This window comes from Citrobacter sp. RHBSTW-01013, from assembly GCF_013781985.1.
GTDB lineage: Bacteria > Pseudomonadota > Gammaproteobacteria > Enterobacterales > Enterobacteriaceae > Citrobacter > Citrobacter braakii.
Map to the genome: position 1 here is coordinate 921,348 of NZ_CP056185.1, position 25,847 is coordinate 947,194.

23 protein-coding genes and 1 tRNA gene are annotated in these 25,847 nt (G+C 49.0%); 19 read left to right on the forward strand and 5 right to left on the reverse strand.

The features are described 5' to 3' along the window. Nucleotides 1-12: 12 nt before the first annotated feature. Nucleotides 13-756, forward strand: coding sequence for an SDR family oxidoreductase (locus HV350_RS04535; RefSeq protein ID WP_016154354.1), 744 nt, complete (start codon nt 13-15; stop codon nt 754-756). 94 nt (nt 757-850) lie between these two features. Here HV350_RS04535 and bglA read toward each other — a convergent pair whose 3' ends face one another. Together bglA and HV350_RS04545 are read right to left on the reverse strand one after the other, a co-directional pair. After that, nucleotides 851-2,284, reverse strand: a complete 1,434-nt coding sequence (gene bglA, locus HV350_RS04540; RefSeq protein ID WP_016154353.1) for a 6-phospho-beta-glucosidase BglA — start codon at nt 2,282-2,284, stop codon at nt 851-853. A 120-nt stretch (nt 2,285-2,404) separates the two neighbouring features. Then, nucleotides 2,405-3,133: a MurR/RpiR family transcriptional regulator gene (locus tag HV350_RS04545; RefSeq protein WP_003838265.1), complete on the reverse strand. Its 729-nt coding sequence runs from the start codon at nt 3,131-3,133 to the stop codon at nt 2,405-2,407. A gap of 52 nt (nt 3,134-3,185) precedes the next feature. Between HV350_RS04545 and yqfB the strand changes: the two genes are divergently transcribed. Both yqfB and HV350_RS04555 read left to right on the forward strand, forming a co-directional pair. Beyond that, on the forward strand, nt 3,186-3,497 hold the full coding sequence (gene yqfB, locus HV350_RS04550; RefSeq protein ID WP_181629884.1) for a N(4)-acetylcytidine aminohydrolase: 312 nt from the start codon (nt 3,186-3,188) through the stop codon (nt 3,495-3,497). A 163-nt stretch (nt 3,498-3,660) separates the two neighbouring features. Then, nucleotides 3,661-4,320, forward strand: coding sequence for a hemolysin III family protein (locus HV350_RS04555; RefSeq protein WP_181629885.1), 660 nt, complete (start codon nt 3,661-3,663; stop codon nt 4,318-4,320). Between the two features lie 79 nt (nt 4,321-4,399). Here the strand turns inward: HV350_RS04555 and ygfZ are convergent, their stop codons facing one another. Continuing rightward, nucleotides 4,400-5,380: a tRNA-modifying protein YgfZ gene (ygfZ, locus tag HV350_RS04560; RefSeq protein ID WP_103928567.1), complete on the reverse strand. Its 981-nt coding sequence runs from the start codon at nt 5,378-5,380 to the stop codon at nt 4,400-4,402. 257 nt (nt 5,381-5,637) lie between these two features. Here ygfZ and sdhE point away from each other — a divergent pair, with 257 nt between their 5' ends. Together sdhE and HV350_RS04570 are read left to right on the forward strand one after the other, a co-directional pair. Further along, entirely contained in the window at nt 5,638-5,904 is a 267-nt protein-coding gene (sdhE, locus tag HV350_RS04565) for an FAD assembly factor SdhE (RefSeq protein WP_016154349.1), read from the forward strand. Beyond that, nucleotides 5,885-6,292: a protein YgfX gene (locus HV350_RS04570; RefSeq protein ID WP_016154348.1), complete on the forward strand. Its 408-nt coding sequence runs from the start codon at nt 5,885-5,887 to the stop codon at nt 6,290-6,292. Before sdhE ends, HV350_RS04570 begins: the two co-directional genes overlap by 20 nt. A gap of 106 nt (nt 6,293-6,398) precedes the next feature. Here HV350_RS04570 and fldB read toward each other — a convergent pair whose 3' ends face one another. Continuing rightward, nucleotides 6,399-6,920 carry a flavodoxin FldB gene (gene fldB, locus HV350_RS04575; RefSeq protein WP_181629887.1) on the reverse strand — a complete coding sequence of 174 codons (522 nt, stop codon included), beginning with the start codon at nt 6,918-6,920 and terminating at the stop codon, nt 6,399-6,401. Between the two features lie 113 nt (nt 6,921-7,033). Here fldB and xerD point away from each other — a divergent pair, with 113 nt between their 5' ends. The 5 genes from xerD (at nt 7,034) to lysS (ending at nt 13,249) form a co-directional block, all read left to right on the forward strand. Beyond that, on the forward strand, nt 7,034-7,930 hold the full coding sequence (gene xerD, locus HV350_RS04580; RefSeq protein ID WP_016154346.1) for a site-specific tyrosine recombinase XerD: 897 nt from the start codon (nt 7,034-7,036) through the stop codon (nt 7,928-7,930). 23 nt (nt 7,931-7,953) lie between these two features. Continuing rightward, nucleotides 7,954-8,667: a bifunctional protein-disulfide isomerase/oxidoreductase DsbC gene (dsbC, locus tag HV350_RS04585; RefSeq protein ID WP_181629889.1), complete on the forward strand. Its 714-nt coding sequence runs from the start codon at nt 7,954-7,956 to the stop codon at nt 8,665-8,667. A 5-nt stretch (nt 8,668-8,672) separates the two neighbouring features. Continuing rightward, nucleotides 8,673-10,406 (forward strand): single-stranded-DNA-specific exonuclease RecJ, encoded by a 1,734-nt coding sequence (gene recJ, locus HV350_RS04590; protein ID WP_016157413.1) that lies wholly within the window; start codon nt 8,673-8,675, stop codon nt 10,404-10,406. Nucleotides 10,407-10,623: 217 nt separating this feature from the next. Continuing rightward, nucleotides 10,624-11,722 (forward strand): peptide chain release factor 2 gene (prfB, locus tag HV350_RS04595; protein WP_100250065.1). Its coding sequence is split into 2 segments (ribosomal slippage): nt 10,624-10,698 and nt 10,700-11,722, totalling 1,098 coding nucleotides; the frame shifts between segments, so codons are not numbered across the junction. 9 nt (nt 11,723-11,731) lie between these two features. Continuing rightward, nucleotides 11,732-13,249: a lysine--tRNA ligase gene (lysS, locus tag HV350_RS04600; RefSeq protein ID WP_005123357.1), complete on the forward strand. Its 1,518-nt coding sequence runs from the start codon at nt 11,732-11,734 to the stop codon at nt 13,247-13,249. Nucleotides 13,250-13,334: 85 nt separating this feature from the next. On the opposite strand, the gene idi is transcribed toward lysS, so the two are convergent. Next, on the reverse strand, nt 13,335-13,883 hold the full coding sequence (gene idi, locus HV350_RS04605) for an isopentenyl-diphosphate Delta-isomerase (RefSeq protein ID WP_181629891.1): 549 nt from the start codon (nt 13,881-13,883) through the stop codon (nt 13,335-13,337). Nucleotides 13,884-14,049: 166 nt separating this feature from the next. On the opposite strand from idi, the gene actS reads away from it, so the two are divergent. The 9 genes from actS to vexA all read left to right on the forward strand — a co-directional run bounded on the left by actS (nt 14,050) and on the right by vexA (nt 25,838). Further along, nucleotides 14,050-14,808: an amidase activator ActS gene (actS, locus tag HV350_RS04610; RefSeq protein ID WP_181629893.1), complete on the forward strand. Its 759-nt coding sequence runs from the start codon at nt 14,050-14,052 to the stop codon at nt 14,806-14,808. A 79-nt stretch (nt 14,809-14,887) separates the two neighbouring features. Beyond that, nucleotides 14,888-14,961: transfer RNA gene (locus tag HV350_RS04615), tRNA-Gly, on the forward strand. A 1,242-nt stretch (nt 14,962-16,203) separates the two neighbouring features. Beyond that, nucleotides 16,204-16,731 (forward strand): Vi polysaccharide biosynthesis protein TviA, encoded by a 528-nt coding sequence (locus HV350_RS04620; protein WP_047499323.1) that lies wholly within the window; start codon nt 16,204-16,206, stop codon nt 16,729-16,731. 257 nt (nt 16,732-16,988) lie between these two features. Then, nucleotides 16,989-18,266: a Vi polysaccharide biosynthesis UDP-N-acetylglucosamine C-6 dehydrogenase TviB gene (tviB, locus tag HV350_RS04625; RefSeq protein WP_016157409.1), complete on the forward strand. Its 1,278-nt coding sequence runs from the start codon at nt 16,989-16,991 to the stop codon at nt 18,264-18,266. A gap of 2 nt (nt 18,267-18,268) precedes the next feature. Then, nucleotides 18,269-19,309, forward strand: coding sequence for a Vi polysaccharide biosynthesis UDP-N-acetylglucosaminuronic acid C-4 epimerase TviC (gene tviC, locus HV350_RS04630; RefSeq protein ID WP_141875615.1), 1,041 nt, complete (start codon nt 18,269-18,271; stop codon nt 19,307-19,309). A 29-nt stretch (nt 19,310-19,338) separates the two neighbouring features. Further along, nucleotides 19,339-21,834, forward strand: coding sequence for a Vi polysaccharide biosynthesis protein TviD (gene tviD, locus HV350_RS04635; RefSeq protein ID WP_152607523.1), 2,496 nt, complete (start codon nt 19,339-19,341; stop codon nt 21,832-21,834). Between the two features lie 133 nt (nt 21,835-21,967). Beyond that, a complete protein-coding gene (locus HV350_RS04640; protein WP_046092923.1) occupies nt 21,968-22,999 on the forward strand; it encodes an IS630-like element ISEc33 family transposase in 1,032 nt (343 codons plus the stop codon). Then, nucleotides 22,980-24,725, forward strand: coding sequence for a Vi polysaccharide biosynthesis glycosyltransferase TviE (gene tviE / locus HV350_RS04645; protein WP_181629895.1), 1,746 nt, complete (start codon nt 22,980-22,982; stop codon nt 24,723-24,725). The genes HV350_RS04640 and tviE overlap by 20 nt, the downstream gene beginning before the upstream one ends. A 45-nt stretch (nt 24,726-24,770) precedes the next feature. Beyond that, the gene (vexA, locus tag HV350_RS04650) at nt 24,771-25,838 is read left to right on the forward strand and encodes a Vi polysaccharide ABC transporter protein VexA (protein ID WP_047414406.1); all 1,068 of its coding nucleotides are present in this window, start codon (nt 24,771-24,773) and stop codon (nt 25,836-25,838) included. Nucleotides 25,839-25,847 lie beyond the last annotated feature (9 nt).

A 25,847-nucleotide genomic window follows, 5' to 3' on the forward strand; every position in this document is an offset into this window, starting at 1 on the left:
GGGAGAATAGTGATGGCTATAGCACTGGTTACGGGGGGCAGTCGCGGTATTGGCCGGGCAACCGCGCTGCAGTTAGCGCTAGAGGGTTACACGGTCGCCGTTAACTTTCATCACAATATTCGTGCGGCAACGGAGGTGGTGAACAATATCGCCGCTGCGGGAGGAAAGGCGTTTGCTCTGCGGGCAGATATCAGCGATGAAAGCCAGGTCGGGGCGATGTTTGAGTCCATTGACCGCGAGGGTGAGCCGCTGACTGCGCTGGTGAACAATGCCGGGATTTTGTTTGAACAGAGCACGGTGGAAAGTCTAACCGCTGAGCGTATTAATCGCGTCCTGGCGACTAATGTTACCGGCTATTTTCTGTGTTGTCGGGAAGCGGTAAAGCGCATGTCGTTTAAGCACGGCGGTCAGGGCGGGGCGATTGTGAATGTCTCTTCGGCGGCGTCACGGCTTGGTGCCCCGTTCGAATATGTTGATTATGCAGCCTCAAAAGGTGCGGTGGACACGCTCACCACCGGCCTCGCGCTGGAGGTTGCGGCGCAGGGGATACGCGTGAACTGCGTGCGACCCGGTCTTATCTACACGGAAATGCATGCGTCAGGCGGTGAGCCGGGAAGGGTGGATCGCGTGAAATCCATGTTGCCTATGCAGCGCGGCGGACAGCCGGAAGAGGTCGCGCAGGCGATTACCTGGCTGCTGAGTGAGAAGGCGTCTTACGTCACGGGCAGTTTTTTGGAGCTGGCCGGCGGGAAGTAATGCGTTGCTTGCCGGATGGCGGCGTAAATGTCTGCTCTGGTCTACAAGTTCAGTTCCCGTAAACCCGATAAGCGCAGCGCCATCCGGCAAAAAATTACAGATTCTCGCCGTTGCTGGCAATCACCGCTTTATACCACTCAAAACTTTTCTTACGCGAACGCGACATATCGCCGGTGCCGTCGTCGTGTTTGTTCACATAGATAAAACCGTAGCGTTTGCTGTACTGGCCGGTGGTGAACGAGACGCAGTCGATGCAGCCCCACGGCGTGTAGCCCATCAGATCTACGCCGTCATACGTTACCGCTTTCATCATCTCTTCGACGTGGGCGCGCAGATAGTCGATGCGGTAGTCGTCGTGGATGCTGCCGTCTTCTTCCACTTTGTCGTAAGCGCCAAATCCATTTTCAACGATAAACAACGGCTTCTGATAACGCTCGTACAGTTCGCATAAGGCGTAACGCAGGCCGACCGGATCAATCTGCCAGCCCCAGTCGGATGCTTTGACGTGCGGGTTCGGCACGCTGCCCTCAAAACCGGAAATTGCATCGCCGCTACCACCTTCCGCTTTTACCGCGTTGGTCATGTAGTAGCTAAATCCGAGATAGTCGCAGGTACCTTCACGCAGGATTTGTTCATCGCCAGCTTCCATTCGAATATTGAATTCGCGGCGCTCCCACTCGTTCAGTACATAAGATGGATAGTAGCCGCGCAGTTGAACGTCGGTGAATACATAGCGTTCACGCATCGATTCCTGCGCGAACATCACATCTTCAGGCTTACAGGAGTACGGGTATAGCGGGACCATTGCCAGCATGCAGCCGACTTTCATTTCAGGGTTGATGCGACGTGCGGCTTTCACCGCCAGAGCGCTGGCCACGAACTGGTGGTGCAGCACCTGGTACATAGTCTCTTCCGGGTTTTCATGCTCGGTATACACCACGCCGGAGCAGCAATAGCCAAACAGCGGTGCACGCCAGTTACGCTGGTTGTTGATTTCGTTGAAGGTCATCCAGTATTTGACCTTGTGCTTGTAGCGCTCAAAGACCACTTCAGCAAAACGGACAAAGAAATCGACGACTTTACGATTGGTCCAGCTACCGTACTGTTGAACCAGGTGTAGCGGCATTTCGAAGTGGGAAAGGGTGATAACCGGTTCGATATTGTACTTCAGCAGTTCATCAAACATGTCGTCGTAGAATTTTAGCCCTTCTTCGTTTGGCTGGGTTTCGTCCCCTTTGGGGAAGATACGGGTCCAGGCAATTGACGTACGGAAGCATTTGAAGCCCATCTCGGCAAACAGCTTAATGTCTTCTTTGTAATGACCGTAAAAATCGACGGCTTCGTGGTTGGGGTAGTACTTACCTGGCACGACGTCCTGAGTGATTTCTCGCGGAACGCCGTGTGCCCCCCCGGTCAGTACGTCGCAAATGCTGGGCCCTTTGCCACCTTTATTCCAGCCGCCTTCAACCTGATGCGCCGCAACCGCGCCGCCCCATAAAAAATCGTTTGGTAAGGTAAGTTTTTTCATCTGCGCTCAGTCTCAAATTAATACAATCTGATTTTGAGTCTAACAAAGGAAAGATAAATGTCACGATATAACAAAATAGCGTTAATGTGATTTGTTACATCAAAAAAACATATTGTTTTTTTACGCTATTCTTTTCGCCAGCTTGCGACCGAGTGATTCCAGAATATAAATAACGGGGATCTGCGTGGTTATATCGTATACCCCGGCAATGCGTGTCTGTGGAACGTGCCAGGAGAGATTAAAGTCGGCAAGTTTCGCGAGGCGCGAATGTTCATGGCTGGTGACCGACAGAACCTTACAGTTATGCAGACTGAACTGGCTGGCAAAGCGTAGGATCTCTTCGGTTTCTCCAGAAACGGAAAGCACGATCGCCAGCGCGTTTCTGGCCATATCATTAGTTACCGGGAAATAAGGGTCATCGATGTGGTTACTGAATTTTCCGACGTTTGAGAAAAAACGTGCGCCATATTTTGCCAGGGCTCCGGATGTTCCCGCCCCGACGAATATAATACGCTCGGAAGATAATATAATATCAACAGCCTGATCGAGTAGTTTGTCGAACTCGTCGTTATTGACGCCTTTAAAGAAGCTGATAATTTCGCTGGCACCGAAATTAGCCTGTTGCGGTTCATTCTGCTCTAAATATAATTTGAAGCGTACGCGAAATTCTGAGTAACCTTCACACTTAAGCTTGCGGCAAAAGCGCAGTACGGTGGTGGTGGAAACGCCCACGGCATCCGCCAGTTCGCGAATGGTCATGTACATGACTTTGTCACGGTTTTTGATGACATAGTTGTAGACCAGCATCTCAAGATTGTTGAGACTGGCGATGGCAGCGTGGGAGAACATACTCACAATGGCAAAACTCACTCATCAGACTTCATCTACAGGGAATAATAACATGCAGCCAAATGACATCACTTTTTTTCAGCGTTTCCAGAATGACATTCTGGCCGGACGCAAAACCATTACGATTCGTGACGAGTCCGAATCACACTTCAAAGCCGGTGACATTCTACGGGTTGGGCGCTTCGAAGATGAGGGGTACTTCTGCACGATTGAGGTTGTTGGCACCTCAACCGTCACGCTGGATACGCTGACGGAGAAACATGCTCACCAGGAAAACATGACGCTAGAAGAACTTAAACACGTGATTGCCGAGATTTACCCGGATCAAACACAATTTTATGTGATTGATTTTAAATGCCTTTGATTTTAACGGTACGCCTGTTAGCTGAGTATTAAAATATAATATCATGATTTTTATGGATTATTATTTAGTTGGCAAATATTTTAGCTAACAGGTGTTCACTGGAACCATTCTCAGTTACGCTAGAGGAGCAATCACGATAGTGTTCGTTTCTCGGGAGTAAAATATGGTTCAGAAGCCATTAATTGCGCAGGGATATTCGCTGGCAGAGGAAATAGCCAATAGCATCAGTCACGGTATCGGGCTGGTGTTTGGGATTGTCGGACTGGTATTGTTGCTGGTTCAGGCAGTGGATACCAACGCCAGCGCCATGGCGATAACCAGCTATAGCCTGTATGGCGGCAGCATGATCCTGCTGTTCCTCGCCTCAACTTTATATCACGCGATCCCCCATCAAAGAGCGAAAGTCTTGCTGAAAAAGTTCGACCACTGCGCGATTTATCTGCTGATTGCCGGGACCTACACGCCATTTCTGCTGGTGGGGCTGGATTCGCCGCTGGCACGTGGACTGATGATTGTTATCTGGAGCCTGGCGCTGCTCGGTATTTTATTCAAATTGACCATTGCGCACCGGTTTAAGGTTCTGTCGCTGGTAACCTACCTGGCGATGGGCTGGCTATCGCTGATTGTGGTGTATCAACTGGCGGTTAAGCTGGCGGTGGGTGGTGTGACGTTGCTGGCAGTTGGTGGTGTGGTGTATTCGCTGGGCGTTATTTTCTACGTCTGTAAGCGCATTCCATACAACCACGCGATCTGGCACGGCTTTGTGCTGGGTGGCAGCGTTTGCCATTTCCTGGCGATCTACCTGTACGTGGGGCAGGCGTAATTATTATTACCCAGCGGTGCTGTGCTTACCGGGTCTTTAAAACTCGTGACCCGGTAAGATAAAGTCACCACCCGGCGATTTACTCTTCCAGCGAATAAGGCAGCGGTACGATATGCAGCGTTTTCGCGTCGTCACGAACGCGGAACACGCTGTCGGCTTCCATGTCGTTATTCATCACAACCTGCACCAGTACCTGTCCATCCGCCAGTTGCACTGCGGCGAGTACGGTGCCGGTACGACGCCAGTTCTCACCCATTTTCAGCTCCAGGTCTTCACCTGCTTCCGGTACCCGACTGGCCGCACCTGCCAGCGTCCACATGGCACGTTTGTTGGCTCCGCGAAATTTTGCGCGAGCAACCATTTCCTGACCGGTATAGCAGCCTTTTTTAAAGCTGATTCCGCCCAGAGCCTGCAGATTGGTGGCTTGCGGAATAAACTGCGCGCTGTTGGCAGTATCAATCACCGGAATACCTGCTTCGATATCCAGCGCCAGCCACTGTTGGCTGTTATTTAACTCCGCTTCACCGCGCAGCTTCTCTACCAGGGTTTCCGCCGTTGCAATATCAACGATCAGCAGGAAACGCTCAGCGGGATGTTCGAACCACAATATGGTGGAAGAACCTTCAGTAATGACCTGCTTATCGCTGTTTGGTAATTCGCTAAAGAGATTGGCCAGCGCTGCGCGCGCCTGGAATCCCGCGACGCCCAGCAGTACGCGCTCGTCGTCCGGGGCAATCGCCACTTTCGAGAAGACCGCATATTTTTTCAGTTCGGTGAGCTGCGCATCGCGCAGATTACGGCGCTCAAGCCATGCAAAACCGTCACCCTGGCGGAACAGACGCAGGGGGCTCCACATTTTACCTTTGGCGTCACAATGTGCTGCCAACACGTGCTGATGCTCGGTCATCTGGCTGACATCCGCTGTGACCTGACCCTGAATATACTTCTCACTGTCGACACCGGTGATGGTGGCGAGCGCCCATTCATCGAGCGTCATTAGCGTCAGAGGCAAGCGCGTTGACGCGAAAGGCTGGCGAGGAGGAAAAGATATAAAAGCCATAATTAATGTCCTGATTTGCTTAACGCAGTGATAATGACTAATGGTAAAAGAGCTATGGCCCATTGCAAGCGGTTTAAACAGGCTATTTGTGCCATATATTAAGCTTTGCGAGGAGACATCCAAAAATGCTGAATCCTTTGACTTAATGTGGTTTTATTTAGCGAGCACGCTTCCGTTTGCTGATATTCCCGTAAATATGAGGGAAAAACACGTTACAATAGCGGGATACTTCGTTTTCGCGAGACAGGAAGAAGAACATGGATATTAACAACAAAGCACGTATTCATTGGGCATGCCGTCGCGGTATGCGTGAGCTGGACATCTCGATCATGCCGTTTTTCGAACATGAATATGACAGCTTAAGTGATGAAGAAAAACGTATCTTTATCCGTCTGCTAGAATGTGATGATCCAGACTTATTTAACTGGTTGATGAATCATGGGAAACCGGCTGATGCTCAGCTAGAGCAGATGGTGCGACTTATCCAGACACGGAATCGGGAACGTGGTCCAGTGGCAATCTGATTTACGCGTTTCATGGCGCGCGCAATGGCTTTCGTTGCTCATTCATGGGCTGGTCGCGGTATTTATTTTATTGATGCCCTGGCCATTGAGCTACACCCCATTATGGCTGGTTCTGCTCTCTCTGGTGGTGTTCGATAGCGTCCGTAGCCAGCGCCGAATCAATGCCTGTCAGGGCGAGATTCGGCTGTTGATGGACGGTCGTCTGCGCTGGCAAGGGCAAGAGTGGACTATTGCTAGCGCACCCTGGATGGTCAAAACAGGCATGATGCTGCGTTTACGTTCCGATGCCGGAAAACGTCAGCATTTGTGGCTGGCGGCAGACAGTATGGATGACGCGGAGTGGCGGGATTTGCGGCGGTTAATACTGCAACAGGCGAAGCAGGGATAATGCTGATGAATGCCTGATGGCGTGCAGCGTTAAGGTCTACGGTTCGGTGCGGCATCGGCATGTAGGCCGGATATGGCGTTTACGCCTACATCCGGCAAAATGGTTATCAGGACCAGTGTTCGGCCATTTCACTAAGGATTTGCTCGCACCAGGCCTGAATGCGTTCATCGCTGAGATCGTACTGGTTTGTTTCATCCAGCGCCAGGCCAACAAACAGCTGTCCATCAGCAATGACGGGCTTATCGCTGGTAAATTCATACCCTTCGGTTGGCCAGTAACCAACAAATTTTACGCCTTTGGTGACCAGTTTATCGTGCAGCATACCCAGCGCATCCAGGAACCATTCACCGTATCCCAACTGATCGCCCATACCGTAAAGCGCAACAATTTTGCCTTCCAGGTTGAGGTCGTCCAGTTGCTCCCAGACCGCTTCCCAGTCCTCTTGGATTTCACCGAAATCCCAGGTCGGGATGCCTAAAATGAGCACGTCATACTGCTCCATTAAGGTCGGGGAATCATCTTTGAGGTTGTGCAGTGTCACCAGTTCGGGACCCAGGATATCGCGGATTTTTTCTGCTGCCATTTCCGTATAGCAGGTGCTGGAACCGTAAAAAAGACCCATGTTCATGACGTAAACATCTCAATTCTGCTGTAGCGTTGCGGGTAGTGTAACAGAATCGCCGCATTCTCGGCACAATGAGGCATAATGCATCAAAAATGAGAGTGAAATAAGGGGCGCGAGTGGAACAGGATCTGGCGCGCATCGAGCAGTTTCTTGATGCCCTGTGGCTGGAACGAAATCTGGCGGAAAACACGTTAAGTGCGTATCGTCGCGATCTGACCATGCTTGTTGAATGGCTACATCACCGCGGCGCCTCGCTTGCGACCGCGCAGAGTGATGACCTGCAAGCATTGCTGGCTGAGCGGATGGATGGGGGATATAAAGCCACCAGTTCCGCACGCTTGCTCAGTGCAATGCGGCGTTTTTTTCAGCATCTGTACCGTGAAAAATATCGCGAAGATGACCCCAGCGCCTCGCTTGCATCACCTAAACTTCCGCAGCGTCTGCCCAAAGATCTCAGCGAAGCACAGGTCGAACGACTTCTGCAGGCACCGCTGATAGAACAACCGCTGGAACTTCGCGACAAAGCCATGCTGGAAGTATTGTATGCCACAGGCCTGCGCGTGTCTGAACTGGTGGGGCTGACGATGAGTGACGTCAGCCTGCGTCAGGGCGTGGTTCGGGTGATCGGTAAAGGTAATAAAGAGCGCCTTGTCCCGTTAGGTGAGGAGGCGGTGTACTGGCTGGAAACGTACCTGGAGCATGGGCGTCCGTGGTTGCTCAACGGTGTATCAATAGATGTGCTGTTTCCCAGCCAGCGGGCGCAACAGATGACTCGTCAAACCTTCTGGCATCGTATCAAACACTATGCTGTGTTGGCTGGAATCGACAGCGAAAAGCTGTCCCCGCACGTCCTGCGGCACGCGTTTGCCACGCATCTGCTCAACCATGGCGCTGATCTGCGCGTGGTGCAGATGCTACTGGGGCATAGCGACCTCTCGACAACGCAGATTTATACTCATGTCGCAACGGAGCGCTTGCGGCAACTACATCAACAGCATCACCCGCGAGCGTGAGTGCTGACAGGAAAGGATAGGTTATGAAAAAACGTTTTATGATGTTCACCCTGCTGGCGACGGCGTTTTCCGGCATGGTACATGCAGACGATGCGGCGATTCGCCAGTCATTAGCGAAGCTGGGTGTTCAGAGTACCGAGATTCAGTCTGCTCCGGTTGCGGGCATGAAAACTGTACTGACCAATAGCGGCGTGTTGTACGTTACCGAAGACGGTAAACATATTATTCAGGGACCGATGTATGACGTGAGCGGTGCAAGCCCGGTAAACGTCACCAACAAACTGCTGATGAAGCATTTGAACGCGCTGGAAAACGAGATGATCGTCTACAAAGCGCCGCAGGAAAAACACGTCATTACCGTTTTCACCGACATCACCTGTGGCTACTGCCACAAGCTGCATGAAGAGATGAAAGACTACAATGCGTTAGGGATTACCGTACGCTATCTGGCCTTCCCTCGTCAGGGACTGGAAAGCCAGGCCGAGCAGGATATGAAATCTATCTGGTGTGCGAAGGACAAAAACAAAGCCTTTGACGACGCCATGGCTGGCAAAGATGTGAAGCCTGCGACCTGTAATGTGGACATCGCTAACCACTACGCGCTGGGCGTACAGTTTGGCGTCAGCGGTACGCCGGCGATTGTGCTGAGCAATGGCTATGTAGTGCCTGGCTATCAGGGCCCGAAAGAGATGAAAGAATTCCTCGACGCACATGCAAAACAAACCAGCGGTAAATAATTCGCGTGAAACAACAGATACAACTTCGTCGGCGTGAAGCCGACGAGACCGCCGAGCTACCTGCCGACTTGCCGCCATTGCTGCGCCGTTTATACGCCAGCCGCGGTGTGCGCAGCGCGCAGGAGCTTGAGCGTAGTGTGAAAGGCATGCTGCCATGGCAGCATTTGAACGGTGTCGAAAAAGCGGTTGAAATCCTCTATAACGCTTTTCGCGAAGGAACCCGAATCATCGTGGTCGGCGATTTTGACGCCGATGGCGCGACCAGCACCGCGCTCAGCATTCTGGCGATGCGCGCGTTGGGCTGCAGTAACGTGGACTACCTGGTGCCTAATCGTTTTGAAGACGGTTATGGCTTAAGCCCGGAAGTCGTTGATCAGGCCCATGCCCGTGGCGCTCAACTGATTGTCACCGTCGACAACGGCATCTCGTCCCACGCGGGTGTTGAACATGCCAGAACGCTGGGGATCCCGGTCGTTGTGACCGATCACCATCTGCCAGGGGACACGCTGCCGGGCGCTGAAGCGATCATCAATCCTAACCTGCACGATTGTGAATTCCCGTCTAAATCGCTGGCTGGCGTTGGCGTGGCCTTCTATCTGATGCTGGCGCTGCGCACCTTCCTGCGTGACAAAGGCTGGTTTGATGAACGAGGAATTGCGCCGCCGAACCTGGCAGATTTGCTCGATCTGGTTGCGCTTGGCACGGTGGCCGACGTGGTCCCGCTGGATGCCAATAACCGCATTCTGACGTGGCAAGGCTTAAGCCGTATTCGTGCCGGAAAGTGCCGCCCTGGTATAAAAGCGCTGCTGGAGATTTCCAATCGCGACCCACTCAAATTGGCTGCCAGTGATTTAGGTTTTGCCCTCGGGCCACGGCTGAATGCAGCGGGGCGTCTGGACGATATGTCCGTTGGTGTGGCGCTGTTGCTGTGCGACAACATTGGTGAAGCACGTGTGCTGGCCAATGAGCTGGACGCACTCAACCAGACGCGCAAAGAGATCGAGCAGGGTATGCAGGCGGAAGCGCTGACTCTGTGTGAAAAGCTGGAGCGCAGTAGCGATACGCTACCGGGCGGTCTGGCGATGTATCATCCCGAGTGGCATCAAGGAGTGGTGGGGATTCTGGCATCGCGTATTAAAGAGCGCTTTCACCGTCCGGTAATTGCGTTTGCCCCGGCCGGTGACGGTACGCTGAAAGGCTCCGGGCGCTCGATTCAGGGGCTGCACATGCGCGATGCGCTGGAGCGCCTGGACACTCTTCATCCAGGTATGATCCTCAAGTTTGGCGGTCACGCTATGGCGGCGGGTTTGTCGCTGGAAGAGGCGCAGTTTGAGCGTTTCCAGCAGCGTTTCGGCGAACTGGTAACCGAGTGGCTGGACCCCGCCTTACTGCAGGGCGAAGTGGTGTCAGACGGTGCTCTGAGCGCGGCGGAGATGACCATGGAGGTCGCGCAAATGCTGCGTGATGCCGGACCGTGGGGACAAATGTTCCCGGAACCACTGTTTGACGGGCATTTCCGTCTGCTCCAGCAGCGTCTGGTCGGTGAGCGTCATCTGAAGGTGATGGTGGAGCCCGTCGGTGGTGGACCGTTGCTGGACGGTATTGCGTTTAACGTTGATACCACCTGCTGGCCGGATAACGGTGTTCGCGAAGTTCAGCTTGCCTACAAACTGGATATTAATGAGTTTCGCGGCAACCGCAGCCTGCAGATTATAATCGATAATATCTGGCCACTTTAGCGTCACTTTACACAAAATCATTCAAGCTGCATCGAGGCGGCAAGTGGATGAGTCTCCATAAGCGTACGAGCAGTACGTGACTGGGGCGAAATCGCGCAGCCAACAAAGAGGCAGCTTGAAGGATGATGTGTATATTCGCTATAAAAAAGGGTGTGGATTAGTTACAATCCCGCTCTTATAACCGCATTTTGACTAGTCCAATAAAAGAAATCAGACAATGTTTGAAATTAATCCGGTAAATAACCGCATTCAGGACCTCACGGAGCGCTCTAACGTTCTTAGGGGGTATCTTTGACTATGATGCCAAGAAAGAGCGTCTGGAAGAAGTAAACGCCGAGCTGGAACAGCCGGACGTATGGAACGAACCCGAACGCGCGCAGGCGCTGGGTAAAGAGCGTTCCTCCCTTGAGGCCATCGTTGATACGCTTGATCAGATGAGCCAGGGCCTGGAAGATGTCTCCGGCCTGCTGGAACTGGCTGTAGAAGCCGACGACGAAGAAACCTTTAACGAAGCCGTAGCAGAACTTGATACGCTGGAAGATAAGCTGGCCCAGCTGGAATTCCGTCGTATGTTCTCCGGTGAATATGATAGCGCAGATTGCTATCTCGATATTCAGGCTGGCTCAGGCGGTACGGAAGCACAGGACTGGGCAAGCATGCTGATGCGTATGTACCTGCGTTGGGCTGAAGCGCGCGGCTTTAAGACTGAAATTATTGAAGAATCTGAAGGTGAAGTGGCGGGTATTAAATCCGTGACCATCAGAATTGCTGGCGAATATGCTTACGGTTGGTTGCGTACCGAAACCGGTGTACATCGCCTGGTGCGTAAAAGCCCGTTCGACTCCGGCGGTCGTCGCCATACGTCGTTCAGTTCAGCGTTTGTCTACCCGGAAGTTGACGATGATATTGATATCGATATCAACCCGGCGGACCTGCGTATTGACGTTTACCGCGCTTCTGGTGCGGGCGGTCAGCACGTTAACCGTACCGAATCTGCGGTGCGTATCACCCACATCCCGACCGGGATTGTGACGCAGTGTCAGAACGACCGTTCCCAGCACAAGAACAAAGACCAGGCCATGAAGCAGATGAAAGCGAAGCTTTATGAACTGGAAATGCAGAAGAAGAATGCCGAGAAACAGGCGATGGAAGATACTAAATCAGATATCGGCTGGGGTAGCCAGATTCGTTCTTATGTCCTTGATGACTCCCGCATCAAAGATCTGCGTACCGGGGTTGAAACCCGCAACACGCAGGCGGTGCTGGATGGCAGCCTGGATCAATTTATCGAAGCAAGTTTGAAAGCAGGGTTATGAGGAACCAACATGTCTGAACAACACGTACAGGGCGCTGACGCGGTAGCCGACCTTAACAATGAACTGAAAACGCGCCGTGAGAAGCTGGCGAGCCTGCGCGAGCAGGGGATCCCCTTCCCGAACGATTTCCGTCGCGATCATACCTCAGACCAACTGCATGCTGACTTCGATGCAAAAGAAAACGAAGAGCTGGAAGCGCTGAACATTGAGGTTTCCGTTGCTGGCCGTATGATGACCCGCCGTATTATGGGTAAAGCATCATTCGTTACGCTGCAGGATGTTGGCGGCCGCATTCAGCTGTACGTTGCTCGCGACGATCTGCCGGAAGGCGTCTACAACGAGCAGTTCAAAAAATGGGATCTGGGCGATATCCTCGGCGCGAAAGGTAAGTTGTTCAAGACCAAGACCGGTGAGCTGTCTATCCACTGCACCGAGCTGCGTCTGCTGACGAAAGCGTTGCGCCCATTGCCGGATAAATTCCACGGTCTGCAGGATCAGGAAGCGCGCTATCGTCAACGCTACCTGGACCTCATCTCTAACGATGAATCCCGCAATACCTTTAAAGTGCGTTCACAGATTATGGCTGGTATCCGTCAGTTCATGGTTGGTCGTGGCTTTATGGAAGTAGAAACCCCGATGATGCAGGTGATCCCTGGCGGGGCGGCAGCGCGTCCGTTTATCACCCATCATAACGCGCTGGATCTGGACATGTACCTGCGTATCGCACCGGAACTGTACCTCAAGCGCCTGGTGGTTGGCGGTTTCGAACGCGTATTCGAAATTAACCGTAACTTCCGTAACGAAGGCATCTCTGTTCGCCATAATCCAGAGTTCACCATGATGGAACTCTACATGGCTTATGCGGACTACAAAGATCTGATCGAACTGACCGAATCGCTGTTCCGTACGCTGGCGCAGAATGTTCTGGGAACGACTGAAGTGCCTTACGGCGAAGAAGTCTTTGACTTTGGTAAGCCGTTCGAAAAACTGACGATGCGCGAAGCGATTCAGAAATACCGTCCGGAAACCAACATGGCCGATCTGGATAACTTCGATTCTGCAAAAGCGATTGCGGAATCTATCGGCATCAAAGTTGAGAAGAGCTGGGGTCTGGGTCGTATCGTGACCGAAATCTTTGAAGAAGTTGCAGAAGCGCACCTGATTCAACCGACCTTCATTACCGAGTACCCGGCAGAAGTTTCTCCGCTGGCGCGTCGTAATGATGAAAATCCGGAAATCACCGATCGCTTCGAATTCTTCATTGGCGGACGTGAAATCGGTAACGGCTTCAGCGAGCTGAACGATGCAGAAGATCAGGCGCAGCGTTTCCAGGATCAGGTTAACGCCAAAGATGCAGGTGACGACGAAGCGATGTTCTACGACGAAGACTATGTTACCGCTCTGGAACACGGTCTGCCGCCGACTGCGGGCCTGGGCATTGGTATCGACCGTATGGTTATGCTGTTCACAAACAGCCATACTATCCGCGACGTAATCCTGTTCCCGGCAATGCGCCCGGTTAAGTAAGATGTGAAATGCCGGATGGCGGCTGATGCCTTATCAGGCCTACGATGCGTTATGTAGGCTTGATGGGCGTAGCCCCGTCAGGCAATCAATTCCCGTTGGCAAACTTGCGCAGTAACTCTCGCGCCTTAACATCTGAAACCTGCATTACCATCCACGGGCTAAAAGCCCACGGCGTCGCGTCAATCCCGCTTAAAACATCCTCAAGATTGCTCCACTGGGAATCCATCACTTCATCTGGGTTTAGCTGTAGCTCACTGACGATATTTGCGGCATAAACCGGGCATACTTCGTTTTCCACTATTCCACTCGGATCCGTGGCGCAATAACGAAAATCAGCATACACGGGGCTGAGCGAGTCGATGTCTGCACCCAGCTCGAAGCTAGCCCGGCGGATAATAGCGGCTTCGGTGGTTTCACCCAACTGCGGGTGACCGCAGACAGAGTTGGTCCAGACGCCTGGCCAGGCTTTTTTGTGCAGCGAACGGCGGGTGACCAGCAGTTGACCCTGCTCGTTAAATATCCAGCATGAGAAAGCAGAGTGCTGGGGGGTTGTGGCGGTATGCGCCGCATACTTTTCCAGTGTTCCACAGGGCTGGCCCTGCTCATTCAATAAAATGACATGTTCCTGTCGCATAGCGTCCACCATCAATCTTAAGCATTCACATTATATGCTGTATTAAGTCAGAATGATTAACAGAGGGTGTGAAATGCCAGAGTCGACGCTTCGTTGCGCGATATGATTTGGCATCCGGTTTCTGGCTGCTATGATAAAGCGTCTGAAAATGTTGCGAGGTATTGTTTTGAGTGCAGGACGCCTGAAGAAAAATGGCCTGAGTATCGCGATACTGCTGTGTGTCGGTCTGCTGTTAGCAGGCTGTTCCGGGAGCAAGTCGTCTGATACAGGAAGTTATTCCGGCTCCGTGTATACCGTGAAGCGGGGAGATACGCTATACCGTATTTCGCGCGCCACCGGGACCAGCGTAAAAGAGCTTGCACGCCTGAATAATATTTCACCGCCCTATACCATTGAAGTGGGGCAAAAGCTGAAGGTCAGCGGCGGCGCGAAAACCAGTTCAGGCTCTGGCAAAACAACTGCGAAATCCTCAACCAAAACGGCGGCGGTCAGACCATCTTCGTCCGTACCGCAGTCCTCCTGGCCACCGGTCGGACAGCGTTGCTGGCAGTGGCCTGCCAGCGGTAAAGTGATTCTGCCTTATTCAACCGCGGACGGCGGCAATAAAGGCATTGATATCTCAGCTGCGCGCGGTACGCCGATTTATGCCGCCGGAGCCGGAAAGGTGGTTTATGTCGGTAATCAGCTGCGGGGTTACGGTAATCTCATTATGATTAAGCACAGTGAGGACTACATCACTGCGTATGCGCATAATGACACCATGTTGGTGAACAACGGTCAAAACGTGAAAGCCGGGCAGAAGATCGCGACGATGGGCAGCTCGGATGCGACCACGGTGCGGCTGCATTTCCAGATCCGCTATCGGGCGACGGCTATCGATCCGCTGCGTTATTTGCCACCAAAGGGCAGTAAGCCAAAATGCTGACGGTGAATTAATCGCCAGTCAGTCAGTTAGTCCCTTGCCAAGAAGAGCGTAAGGTTTATAATCCCTTACGCACTCCAATGCGGGCGTAGTTCAATGGTAGAACGAGAGCTTCCCAAGCTCTATACGAGGGTTCGATTCCCTTCGCCCGCTCCACGACTTACTTCTCACTGACTCTCCTGATTCAATTATCCTTCGTAATCTCAATGTGTTTCTTTGTTTAACGGTCAGACAGACTCAATGCACGACTATGCAGGCTAAAGCGATTGTGGGAGACGATAGGCTCCCCTGGCAGGAGATACCTCATATGAAACTAACTATCCACAGGGGCCAAAGAGAAATCTTTGACGCTCTCGGATAGTAGAGCCTTGTATATGTTGGTTAATCCTTTCAATTCGCGATACTGGTGTCTTAAATATCGCATTTCCCCCCCGTGGTACAAAAAATCAACTATCAATCAATTGAATTTATTTAAGAAAATTTAAGAAGTATGTTTGATTGTCTGTCTGAAAATATATCAACGTTAATACAGGTCACGTAGTTAATTGTTAGATTATAATTCCAAAGTTATCTTTATTTAACACGATATAAGATTGGTCATTCTTCATAAATAAGTAATGTGGTTTTTTTGCAGGTCAATTTTCTCTAATCGGCAGTAACAGGTTTTAAATGGTTTAGACTTGGTATGATTTTACCTGGATAAACATGGTGACATCTATTTTGTTAAAAATATCTTCAGGAGTTTAATTACTGCTGATAATTTCTTAAGGTGACTAGTTTTGTTCTCATTATCCGGTCACGAAATTATGTAGATACACAAAAATATACGAGTCAGTTTAGTACTTTGTACCATTTTGAATGCTTGCTATGCCGGGGGGCTCGTTAGCCTTGTGTATATTATGTCATTGTTGTTGAAAAATATAGCAAATATAGTTAGATAGACTTCAGTTGTACTGATTAAAATCTCACACGGTATAGCTAAGAATTTAAAGGTAGAGACATGGGTGACAATTCAGTCAGGCTACCTTTAACCCCAGTATGTATGCTGGTAATTTGTAAGAAAATGTTTCCTTGTGTTTTGAGAATTTTCTCATTTTGAATAAAAGATGAAAGTGCGGTTTCACAGGTAGTGCTAATAATACAACCAATAATCGTATTAAAATGCCGATATCCATTAGTAATTCAAATCTAAGAATGAGTGATTGATAGCTTTTAGCTATGAATGGCGAGGGGTTGATATCACATCCTTGTTGTGTAAAAGTTCATCTCATGTATTTAGCAATATTAATAAAATCAATTACTCGATTGTTAGGTATTTTTTAGAGGGTCGGTGTGCTTAAAAGTAGACACTTACCTTTCCATGGATGAAATAGAGTTTTTTGAGGTTATGGAGGCTTCATGAAGTATCAACATTTCTGGCCACCTAATGATATTTACTTTGGGGGTGGTGCCGCTAGTGTTATTGATGAAATGTCACTGATTACAAACGAAAGAAATTATTTATTCGTGAATCTTAATCAATATAGCTTACGTAGCACCTTGGTTTTTTTCTCACGGAATAAAAATATCAATAAAATCATAATCATCATTTCCAGCTCACGGTTGATGCCTTTGGCTCTTTTTTGGTTGGATAATATCAAAAATGTTATTGCTGTTTTCGATACCTCAACATCTGTGTCGGAGATGATTAAGAAAATAAGCCTATATCGACGAAATGGTGACAAGATAACGGCAGGGCGAAGGGAATGTAACTTTAAGATTAGCAACAAAGATATCATGAAGATGAAGTACTTCTTAACCGAAAGCGGTATGGAGGAGCTTCAGGATAGATTTATGAACTCGCCGTCAACATTGTATCGTTGGAGAAAAGAGATCGCCCTTAAATTCGGCGTGCGAGACCCTCGATATCTTCTATTGCCAGAATAAAATGCTATGCGTTTTCTCATTAAGAATTACAATTAAAGATCCGATCTTTAATTGTTGTTTTAGAACGGATACTGCATACGACCTCCATTTAACTAAAATTAGGGAATATAAAATTTCTAGCCTTGCTTAGGCTAGAAACTGTCGTGATTTCGATAAGAATAGATACGCTGGCTAAGAACGTCAGGGGCGGTAGCGTTCCAGAAAACATCTGGGATTTATGTAAAGTTAATAATTATTAAATAAGGGACTTATCAGTAATGATCAGCAAAGATGATGTAAAAATTGCCATTATTGGACTCGGGTATGTTGGCTTACCATTGGCTGCTGAATTTGGGAAAATTCGTCAGGTGGTTGGTTTTGATGTTAATCATAAACGTATACTCGAGCTAAAAGAAGGGATCGATGTCAATCTCGAAACCACAGAAGAAGAGCTACGTGATGCTCGCCATCTGACGTTTACCTCATCAATTGATGAAATCAGAGAATGCAATTTTTACATCATTACCGTCCCGACGCCGATCAACGATTATAAGCAACCAGATCTCACCCCTTTGATTATGGCAAGTGAAACTGTTGGCAAAGTACTGAGGCCGGGGGATATCGTGGTGTATGAATCTACGGTATATCCAGGGTGTACTGAAGAAGAATGTGTGCCGATCCTTGAGCGTATGTCAGCGATGACATTTAACAAAGACTTCTTTGTCGGATATAGCCCAGAGCGCATCAATCCCGGCGATAAAAAATATCGTCTGACAACTATCAAGAAAATTACCTCAGGTTCAACTGCAGAAACGGCCTGTCTGGTTGATGAGATCTATCGACAGATCATCACGGCAGGAACGTACAAAACGGAAAGCATTAAGATCGCGGAAGCGGCAAAGGTGATTGAAAATACCCAACGCGATCTCAATATCGCGCTGGTAAATGAATTGGCGATTATCTTTAACCGATTAGAGATTGACACTGAAGCCGTACTGCGAGCAGCGGGAAGTAAATGGAACTTCCTGCCATTCCGTCCTGGACTGGTTGGTGGTCACTGCATTGGCGTCGATCCCTATTATCTGACTCATAAATCTCAGGGCATCGGTTACTATCCGGAAATTATCCTCGCGGGTCGTCGACTGAACGATAATATGGGTAACTATGTTTCGGGACAGTTGATCAAAGCCATGATCAAAAAAGGGATTAATGTTGAGGGTTCTAACGTTCTGATTCTGGGGTTCACCTTTAAAGAAAACTGCCCGGATATCAGGAATACCCGCATTATCGATGTTGTAAAAGAGTTGGGCAATTACAGCTGTAATGTTGATATTTTTGACCCTTGGGTGGATGCTGAGGAAGTCGAAGAGGAATACGGGATTATACCTGTATCGGAAATCAAGGCGGCTTCTTATGATGCCATTATTGTTGCCGTTGGCCATGAGCAGTTTAAGAAGATGGGGAGTACTGATATTCGTGGCTTTGGAAAAGATAAACATGTGCTTTATGATTTGAAGTATATCCTTTCGCCTGAGCAGTCAGATGTGAGATTATAATCATGACAGCCTATGATGAATTAAAAATACAACTCGTTCTTGAACCAAAACGTTGGCTTATTACTGGCGTAGCAGGTTTTATCGGCTCTGGATTATTAGAAGAACTACTCTATTTAAATCAAACAGTAATTGGGTTGGATAACTTTTCAACTGGCTATCAACATAATTTAGAGGATGTGCGTGCCGCTGTCAGTGAAGAACAATGGTCGCGGTTTACCTTTGTTCATGGGGATATCCGGTCGTTTGCCGATTGTCAGGCTGTTTGTGAGAATGTCGATTACGTTTTACATCAGGCCGCTCTGGGAAGCGTACCACGTTCCTTGCAGGATCCTATCACGACAAATAGCGCTAACATTGATGGTTTTTTAAATATGTTGACGGCGGCGAGAGATGCACATGTATCTGGTTTCACCTATGCCGCAAGCAGTAGTACTTATGGTGACCATCCCGATTTACCTAAAATTGAGGAACGGATCGGCCGGCCATTAAGCCCGTATGCGGTTACAAAATACGTCAATGAATTGTACGCCGAGGTGTTTGCTCGCAGCTATGATTTTAACACTATTGGCCTACGCTACTTTAATGTATTTGGCCGCCGCCAAAACCCTAACGGAGCATACTCTGCAGTCATTCCTCGCTGGATACTATCGCTTCTTAAAGATGAACCAATTTATATCAATGGCGATGGTTCAACAAGCCGCGATTTTTGCTATATAGAAAATGTGATTCAGGCAAATTTATTATCAGCAACGACTAATGATTTAGCCTCAAAAAATAAAGTCTATAATGTGGCTGTTGGAGACAGAACTTCGCTAAATGAGCTTTATTATCTCATCCGCGATGGGTTGAATTTATGGCGGGACGAACAAATTAGTGCTGAACCAATTTATAAAGATTTTCGTGACGGTGACGTTAAGCATAGTCAGGCAGATATTACCAGAATAAAAACATTTCTTTCATATGAGCCTGAGTTTGATATCAAAGAAGGACTTAAGCAGACTCTAAAATGGTATATCGATAAACAGACTGCTTTGTATTCCTGAGTATAACTACTCACTTTCTTTTCACGTGGATGAATTTAATGAAATCGTCAGAGATGTTTACGCTTACCGCCATTGGTAGTTGCCGTATCGCGAGTCCGGTAAAAAGAGCTCAGCCTTATTTTAATTTTAAGGCTAATTTTAAGAAAATATATGGATTTACGCATACGAGCAGCGAGGCATTACAGCAGGTCCGTTTTATTTTGGGATTGATAGATATTCCTGAAAAGGTCCGGCCTTTTATTTTTAGAACTGCTGTAAATTATTCAAAAACCGACGTTCATAGTCGTTCTGATTTCTATATCGTTGAGATTTCAAGTCAGAAGAAGATTATGGCCTATGGGTTGTGCTTACAACAAAATTATATAACTCGTCATTTTTATGAGTTCTTTAGCCAAACAGAGCGAGCGCGTGTGTACTGGTCGCTGGCCACGCAAGGGAATCAACACAAACTGCTGGCCTATCTCAAAGACGATCCCTGTTTTGCCGGAATGTCGGAAGACGATCGTGCCTTATTAAGCAATATTAATGTTGAGCAGATGGATGAGCATGCTATCGAACAGGATATGATGGAAATCATTCAGCTTCTTGGTCGCGATCGCGTTATGTTTATGACCCATGTTGATGCTGTGACTCGTGCTGGAACCGTCATTCAGTCCCGCAGTCGGTTGATTAAAAATGTCGAGACCATCGCCGCCAGGATGGATATTCCCTGCGTTAACCCGACAAATTTGATGGAAAAGTGGGGGCAGAAACGAGCCCTGGAAAAAAATGGCGACGATCTTACTCATTATACCGACATGTTTGGTGATGCGATCGTTGCGGCTATTTTTAAGGGAGTGATCAACAATACTAAGCATCATCTTGATGAGAGGCGGCAAGAGAAACAGGACCAAATACGTGAGATTACATTATCGATCACTAAGCTGCTTGCCGATGGCGACATTATTGCTGCATCACAGCAACTTTTTGCCGCATTAAGAAATCAGCAGCAAGAGCCCGTTCTGATCCAACTTCGGTCCGTAATCTTCAGCCGTTTAGGTTATTATGAACAGGCTTATCAGGATATTAGTGATGTTGAGAAAATTATCGGTACGACGGACAGCACATTACGTTGTCGGCTGAGGTCTCTGCATGGATTAGCGCGTTGGCGGGAAGCCTTATCGACGGCCGAGATGATGCTTTCCAATGAAATTGAAGATGAAGAAGTCCTTACCGTTGCCGCTGGCTCAGCCGATGCTTTACAGCTGTTTGATAAGTCATATCAATACTGGAAAAGTGTACTGTTATTGAATCCTGAAACCCAAAGCGGATGGGTTAATTTCCTGAGCAGCACGCAATATTTCAATGATGGCAACGCATTCTCCGAAGCTTTCCATGCCGGTATTCAATCGCAGCGCCTAAATGATGCGTTTATGGAAACAGCGTTATCTTTGGCAATCAAATTCAGTGATGAATTGATTTTCAAGCATGCGCTTGAGCAGTTACTCCGCCATGAGTCAGAATTTGCGCTGACGGTATTGTCGACGATTCATGATACCGGCCTCGTCATCCACGCAGCTTTCTGCATCAAGAATATGAGCTATCATCAGGCGCTTAGCACCTCGTATAAAGATAAACTCCACGACGTTTTTGTGGCATGGAACAATACCGCGCTGTCGCTACATTCGGTTGATGATTTTGTCTCACTGAGTACTTCGCTGGTCTACACCTTCTCTGCATTTATGGTTTATCCCCATGCACGTATTTCTCGCTTTAATAATGAAGTTAAAACGGCATGGCGCGAGAAATTAAGAGAAATGTATGAGCGTGAGGATTATGAAAATATCCTGGTAGGGGCGAAAATTGTGTGGCCACTTCTGGAGTTCGATCCTGTTAGCACAGTATATTGTGCAAGAACGCTGGTGAATCTTGGTGCCTGGAAGGATGCGTGCACGTTGGCCCACATGACCCTGATTCGTAACTCGAACATTACCAGCCTGCAGTCGATTATGTTACGCAGCATACGTCATATTAACGACATTCCGTTCCTCATTGATTTGATTGCTAACGTCATGAGCATTTCTCCATCATTTCAGAATGCCTCGATGAACGAGCTGTTTGAGAAAGAGTGTCGCAATGTTGCAACCAGAGCCCTTAAATATGTACGCCAGAAGAAAACTGAAGGGCGTCTGGATGAAGCATTGTCTGTATTGATTAGCCTGAAACGAATTGATCCTGATGTTTCTCGCCTGATGCGTGAATATAAGCAAATTATCAGATTATTTAATGAGTCACTGAAGGATGGCGGCAGCACTATCGCGTCTTATGAACATCTGGATTATGCGAAAAAATTACTCGTTTTTGATAGCGAAAATGCCTATGCCTTGAAATATGCCGCATTAAATGCAATGCATTTACGCGACTACACCCAGGCTTTGCAGTATTGGCAGCGACTGGAGAAAGTGAATGGGCCAACGGATCCGGTGACAAGGCAGATCTCGACCTGCATAACCGCATTACAAAAAAATACATCAGGGAAGTCGTAATGATTACGGAGGAAGAAAAGTTAGCTGCGCTAAATAGCTGCGCGGAATAGTAGATCACTGAAAGGGAACTCAGCCCGGATTGTGCGATCTGATCAATCGCCAAACCAACCAAAACCACCAACCGGACTGAGCGATGCCGATCATAGCACCAATACCCCGTGGCGAACGACGCCTGATGCAGAAAGCTATTCATAAAACGCGCGATAAAAATCATGCCCGCAGACTCACGGCCATGCTGATGCTTCATCGGGGTGAACGGGTCAGCGATGTTGCCAGAACTCTCTGTTGTGCCCGTTCATCCGTTGGTCGCTGGATTAACTGGTTTACGCACTCAGGTATTGAAGGCCTGAAATCCTTACCCGCAGGGCGCTCCCGACGCTGGCCTTTTGAACATATCTGCACCCTGTTACGTGAGCTGATAAAGCATTCTCCCGGCGATTTTGGTTATCAACGTTCACGCTGGAGCACCGAATTACTGGCAATAAAAATCAATGAGATAACCGGTTGCCAGTTACATGCAGGAACCGTTCGCCGCTGGTTGCCATCTGCGGGGCTTGTATGGCGCAGGGCCGCGCCAACTCTGCGTATCCGTGACCCACATAAAGATGAAAAGATGGCGGTAATCCACAAAGCGCTGGATGAATGCAGCGCAGAGCATCCGGTATTTTATGAAGATGAAGTGGATATCCACCTTAATCCTAAAATCGGTGCGGACTGGCAGTTGCGCGGACAGCAGAAACGGGTAGTGACGCCGGGGCAGAACGAAAAATACTATCTGGCCGGCGCACTGCACAGTGGCACGGGTAAAGTCAGCTACGTGGGCGGCAACAGCAAAAGTTCAGCGCTGTTTATCGCTCTGCTGAAGCACCTGAAAGCCACTTACCGGCGGGCGAAAACAATCACGCTGATCGTTGATAACTACATTATCCATAAAAGCCGCGAAACACAGCGCTGGTTGAAAGCAAATCCCAAGTTCAGGGTAATTTACCAGCCGGTTTACTCGCCGTGGGTGAATCATGTGGAACGGCTATGGCAGGCACTTCATGACACGATAACCCGTAATCATCAGTGCCGCTCAATGTGGCAGTTACTGAAAAAGGTCCGCCATTTTATGGAAACCGCCAGCCCATTCCCCGGAGGAAAACATGGTCAGGCAAAAGTGTAGCGGTATTAGGCGCAGCTATTTAGGGAAAACGCTTTTAACATTGAAACAAGAGAGGAAGCTTGCGCAAGCTATTGCGTTAATTGACAGTGAATTACCGGCTGAGGCTTTAACTTCATTAGCGATGCTAAAAAAAGCAGAATTTCTTCATGATTTCAATGAAACGGCGCGTGCATACGCGCTCTACGAAACGCTAATTACACAAAACAATGATGAAGCACGTTATGAGTATGCGCGGCGTTTATATAATACGGGGCTAGCCAAAGATGCGCAGCAAATTCTTAAAAAGGTTAGCACTGGCGTGCAGAAAAAATATAACAATTATTTAGGCAAAATAAATAAGATCTGCGATTTGCTTGAACGCCTTGAAGGGGAAGCGATCCCTGTGGGGACCAACACCCGTATTATTGCAATGAAACATGCCATCTTGTTCTATCGAAATCGTCAGCCGCGGCAGCTTCCCGTCGGATCTTTTGGTCGCCTTGCGCTCTGTACAGGCTCGCTAGGTAGCGGCGGTGCAGAGCGTCAGATTTCCAGGCTGGCTATTGAGATCGCCAGAAAATATCGGCAACAGGGGAAAATTGGCGGCCTGAAAGTAGAAGAGCCGGTAGAGCTCATTATTCGCTCCCTGGCACCGGAACTCAGGCAAGACTTTTTCCTGAAAGAAGTGCTGGAAGAACAGGTCGAGGTGCTTGAAATCGCGAAGATTACCGGAAACTTCTTTGACGATGCGACAATAGAATCTCCGGAGTTGCGCTTATTGCTCTCTCATCTGCCGCCGGTGTGTAACTACGGTATCAAGCATCTGGTCCCCCACTTATGCGAGCGCAAGCTGGATTATCTCTCCGTTTGGCAGGATGGCGCTTGTCTGATGATTGCGCTTGCAGCGCTGATTGCTGGCGTGCCCAGAATTCAACTGGGATTACGTGGCTTACCACCGGTGGTGAGAAAGCGTCTGTTCAAGCCGGAATATGAGCCTCTTTACCAGGCGCTGGCGGCCGTGCCTGGCGTTGATTTTATGAGTAACAACCATTGTGTGACCCGCCATTATGCCGACTGGCTAAAGTTGGAGGCGAAGCACTTCCAGGTTGTATATAACGGCGTCTTACCGCCATCTACCGACCCCTCTTCTGAGGTGCCACATAAAATCTGGCAGCAGTTTACGCAAAAAACCCAGGATGCGGACACAACTATTGGTGGCGTTTTCCGCTTTGTAGGCGATAAGAACCCTTTTGCATGGATTGATTTTGCAGCACGCTATTTACAGCACCACCCCGCCACACGCTTTGTGCTGGTAGGCGATGGTGATTTGCGCGCTGAAGCGCAGAAACGCGCCGAACAGTTGGGGATTCTGGAGAGAATACTATTCGTTGGCGTCTCGCGTGACGTGGGGTATTGGCTGCAAAAAATGGACGTATTCATTTTGTTTTCGCGTTATGAAGGGCTACCCAATGTGCTCATTGAAGCACAAATGGTCGGGGTGCCGGTGATTTCAACCCCTGCAGGTGGATCGGCAGAATGCTTTATTGAGGGTGTTTCGGGTTTCATTCTTGATGATGCGCAGACGGTCAATCTTGACCAGGCTTGCCGCTATGCAGAACAGTTGGTCAATTTATGGCGCAGCAGAACCGGTATTTGCCAACAGACGCAGTCATTTTTACAAGAACGCTTCACCGTGGAACATATGGTGGGAACGTTTGTACAAACCATTGCCTCTCAGCCTCGTTAATTAATGGGCAGCATTTTTTCAGCTATTTCATTTATAAAATAAGTTATGAAAAAAATTATTATATTATTAACGACGTTTTTTCTGCTTTCGGGATGCACTATTCCCAGGGCGGTATTTAAATCCAGCCTGATTAATCAGGACGATCCTCATTATCATCTGGTTGAAGTCACACCGACATTAAAACTGAGTGATGCCGATACTGTGCCGAAAACTATTGTCGATCCGGTCTTTGCCGAAAATAACTGGCACTGGACATCTTTGGCTAAAGGCGATGTGCTGCATATCACTATTTTATCCTCGGGCGGGGCGGGGTACTTATCCAATAACGCGAGCGGCGACCGGGCGGATTTTGAAAATATTCTTGTGACTGACGGTAATATCGTTCAGGTGCCTTATGCCGGGATAATCCCGGTTACCGGGCTGGATGTGACACAACTGGCTGAAGAGATCAGAAAGCGACTTTCGCGCGTTGTCCTGAATCCTCAGGTGCTGGTGACGCTTACCGCCCGCACCGGAGCCATGGTGACGGTCGAGGGCAGCGGGAAAACAGGTCGTTACCCTCTCGAACAGAGTATGAATCGTCTTAGTCATTTTTTGGCAACGGCGGCGGCAGTAGAAAATACCAGCGCAGAGATGATGGAAGTTCACGTGACGCGCCAGCAGCATTATTTCAATGCGCGACTGTCAGATATTTATCAGTATCCCGGGTTGGATATTGTCTTACAGCCGGATGACCGTATCACTCTGCGTCAAGTGACCGAGTATGTTAATGTGCTCGGCGCGGCGGGTGTTCAGGGGAAACATGCTCTGGTTCAGCGTCATTCCAGCGTAGTGGATGCTTTGGCGCTGGCGAAAGGATTAAACGACAATCTTGCCGATCCGCAGGCGGTTTTTCTGTACAAGCATGACGAAGCGGAACAGGCGAAACAGCAGATGCGTAAGCTGAATATCTATCATGTCGATATGAGCCAACCTGACTCGGTGTTTTTAGCACAGGCCATGCGGGTGGAAGACGGCGATGTTATCTATATCTCGAACGCCTCTTTGACTGATTTCGCTAAGGTGAAAGCCGCATTCGATAGCTTTTTGATCCGCGGCTCTAATTCTTTCTAACGTCGCCAT

Bases quoted from the DNA above. Each gene is read 5' to 3' on its own strand.
- lysS (WP_005123357.1), top strand. From the start codon at position 11,732: ATGTCTGAACAACACGTACAGGGCGCTGACGCGGTAGCCGACCTTAAC.
- tviB (WP_016157409.1), top strand. From the start codon at position 16,989: ATGATCAGCAAAGATGATGTAAAAATTGCCATTATTGGACTCGGGTAT.
- HV350_RS04545 (WP_003838265.1), bottom strand. From the start codon at position 3,133: ATGTTCTCCCACGCTGCCATCGCCAGTCTCAACAATCTTGAGATGCTG.
- yqfB (WP_181629884.1), top strand. From the start codon at position 3,186: ATGCAGCCAAATGACATCACTTTTTTTCAGCGTTTCCAGAATGACATT.
- HV350_RS04555 (WP_181629885.1), top strand. From the start codon at position 3,661: ATGGTTCAGAAGCCATTAATTGCGCAGGGATATTCGCTGGCAGAGGAA.
- HV350_RS04535 (WP_016154354.1), top strand. From the start codon at position 13: ATGGCTATAGCACTGGTTACGGGGGGCAGTCGCGGTATTGGCCGGGCA.
- tviE (WP_181629895.1), top strand. From the start codon at position 22,980: ATGGTCAGGCAAAAGTGTAGCGGTATTAGGCGCAGCTATTTAGGGAAA.
- sdhE (WP_016154349.1), top strand. From the start codon at position 5,638: ATGGATATTAACAACAAAGCACGTATTCATTGGGCATGCCGTCGCGGT.
- vexA (WP_047414406.1), top strand. From the start codon at position 24,771: ATGAAAAAAATTATTATATTATTAACGACGTTTTTTCTGCTTTCGGGA.
- bglA (WP_016154353.1), bottom strand. From the start codon at position 2,284: ATGAAAAAACTTACCTTACCAAACGATTTTTTATGGGGCGGCGCGGTT.
- HV350_RS04640 (WP_046092923.1), top strand. From the start codon at position 21,968: ATGCCGATCATAGCACCAATACCCCGTGGCGAACGACGCCTGATGCAG.
- fldB (WP_181629887.1), bottom strand. From the start codon at position 6,920: ATGAACATGGGTCTTTTTTACGGTTCCAGCACCTGCTATACGGAAATG.
- ygfZ (WP_103928567.1), bottom strand. From the start codon at position 5,380: ATGGCTTTTATATCTTTTCCTCCTCGCCAGCCTTTCGCGTCAACGCGC.
- dsbC (WP_181629889.1), top strand. From the start codon at position 7,954: ATGAAAAAACGTTTTATGATGTTCACCCTGCTGGCGACGGCGTTTTCC.
- idi (WP_181629891.1), bottom strand. From the start codon at position 13,883: ATGCGACAGGAACATGTCATTTTATTGAATGAGCAGGGCCAGCCCTGT.
- tviD (WP_152607523.1), top strand. From the start codon at position 19,339: ATGAATTTAATGAAATCGTCAGAGATGTTTACGCTTACCGCCATTGGT.
- tviC (WP_141875615.1), top strand. From the start codon at position 18,269: ATGACAGCCTATGATGAATTAAAAATACAACTCGTTCTTGAACCAAAA.
- HV350_RS04620 (WP_047499323.1), top strand. From the start codon at position 16,204: ATGAAGTATCAACATTTCTGGCCACCTAATGATATTTACTTTGGGGGT.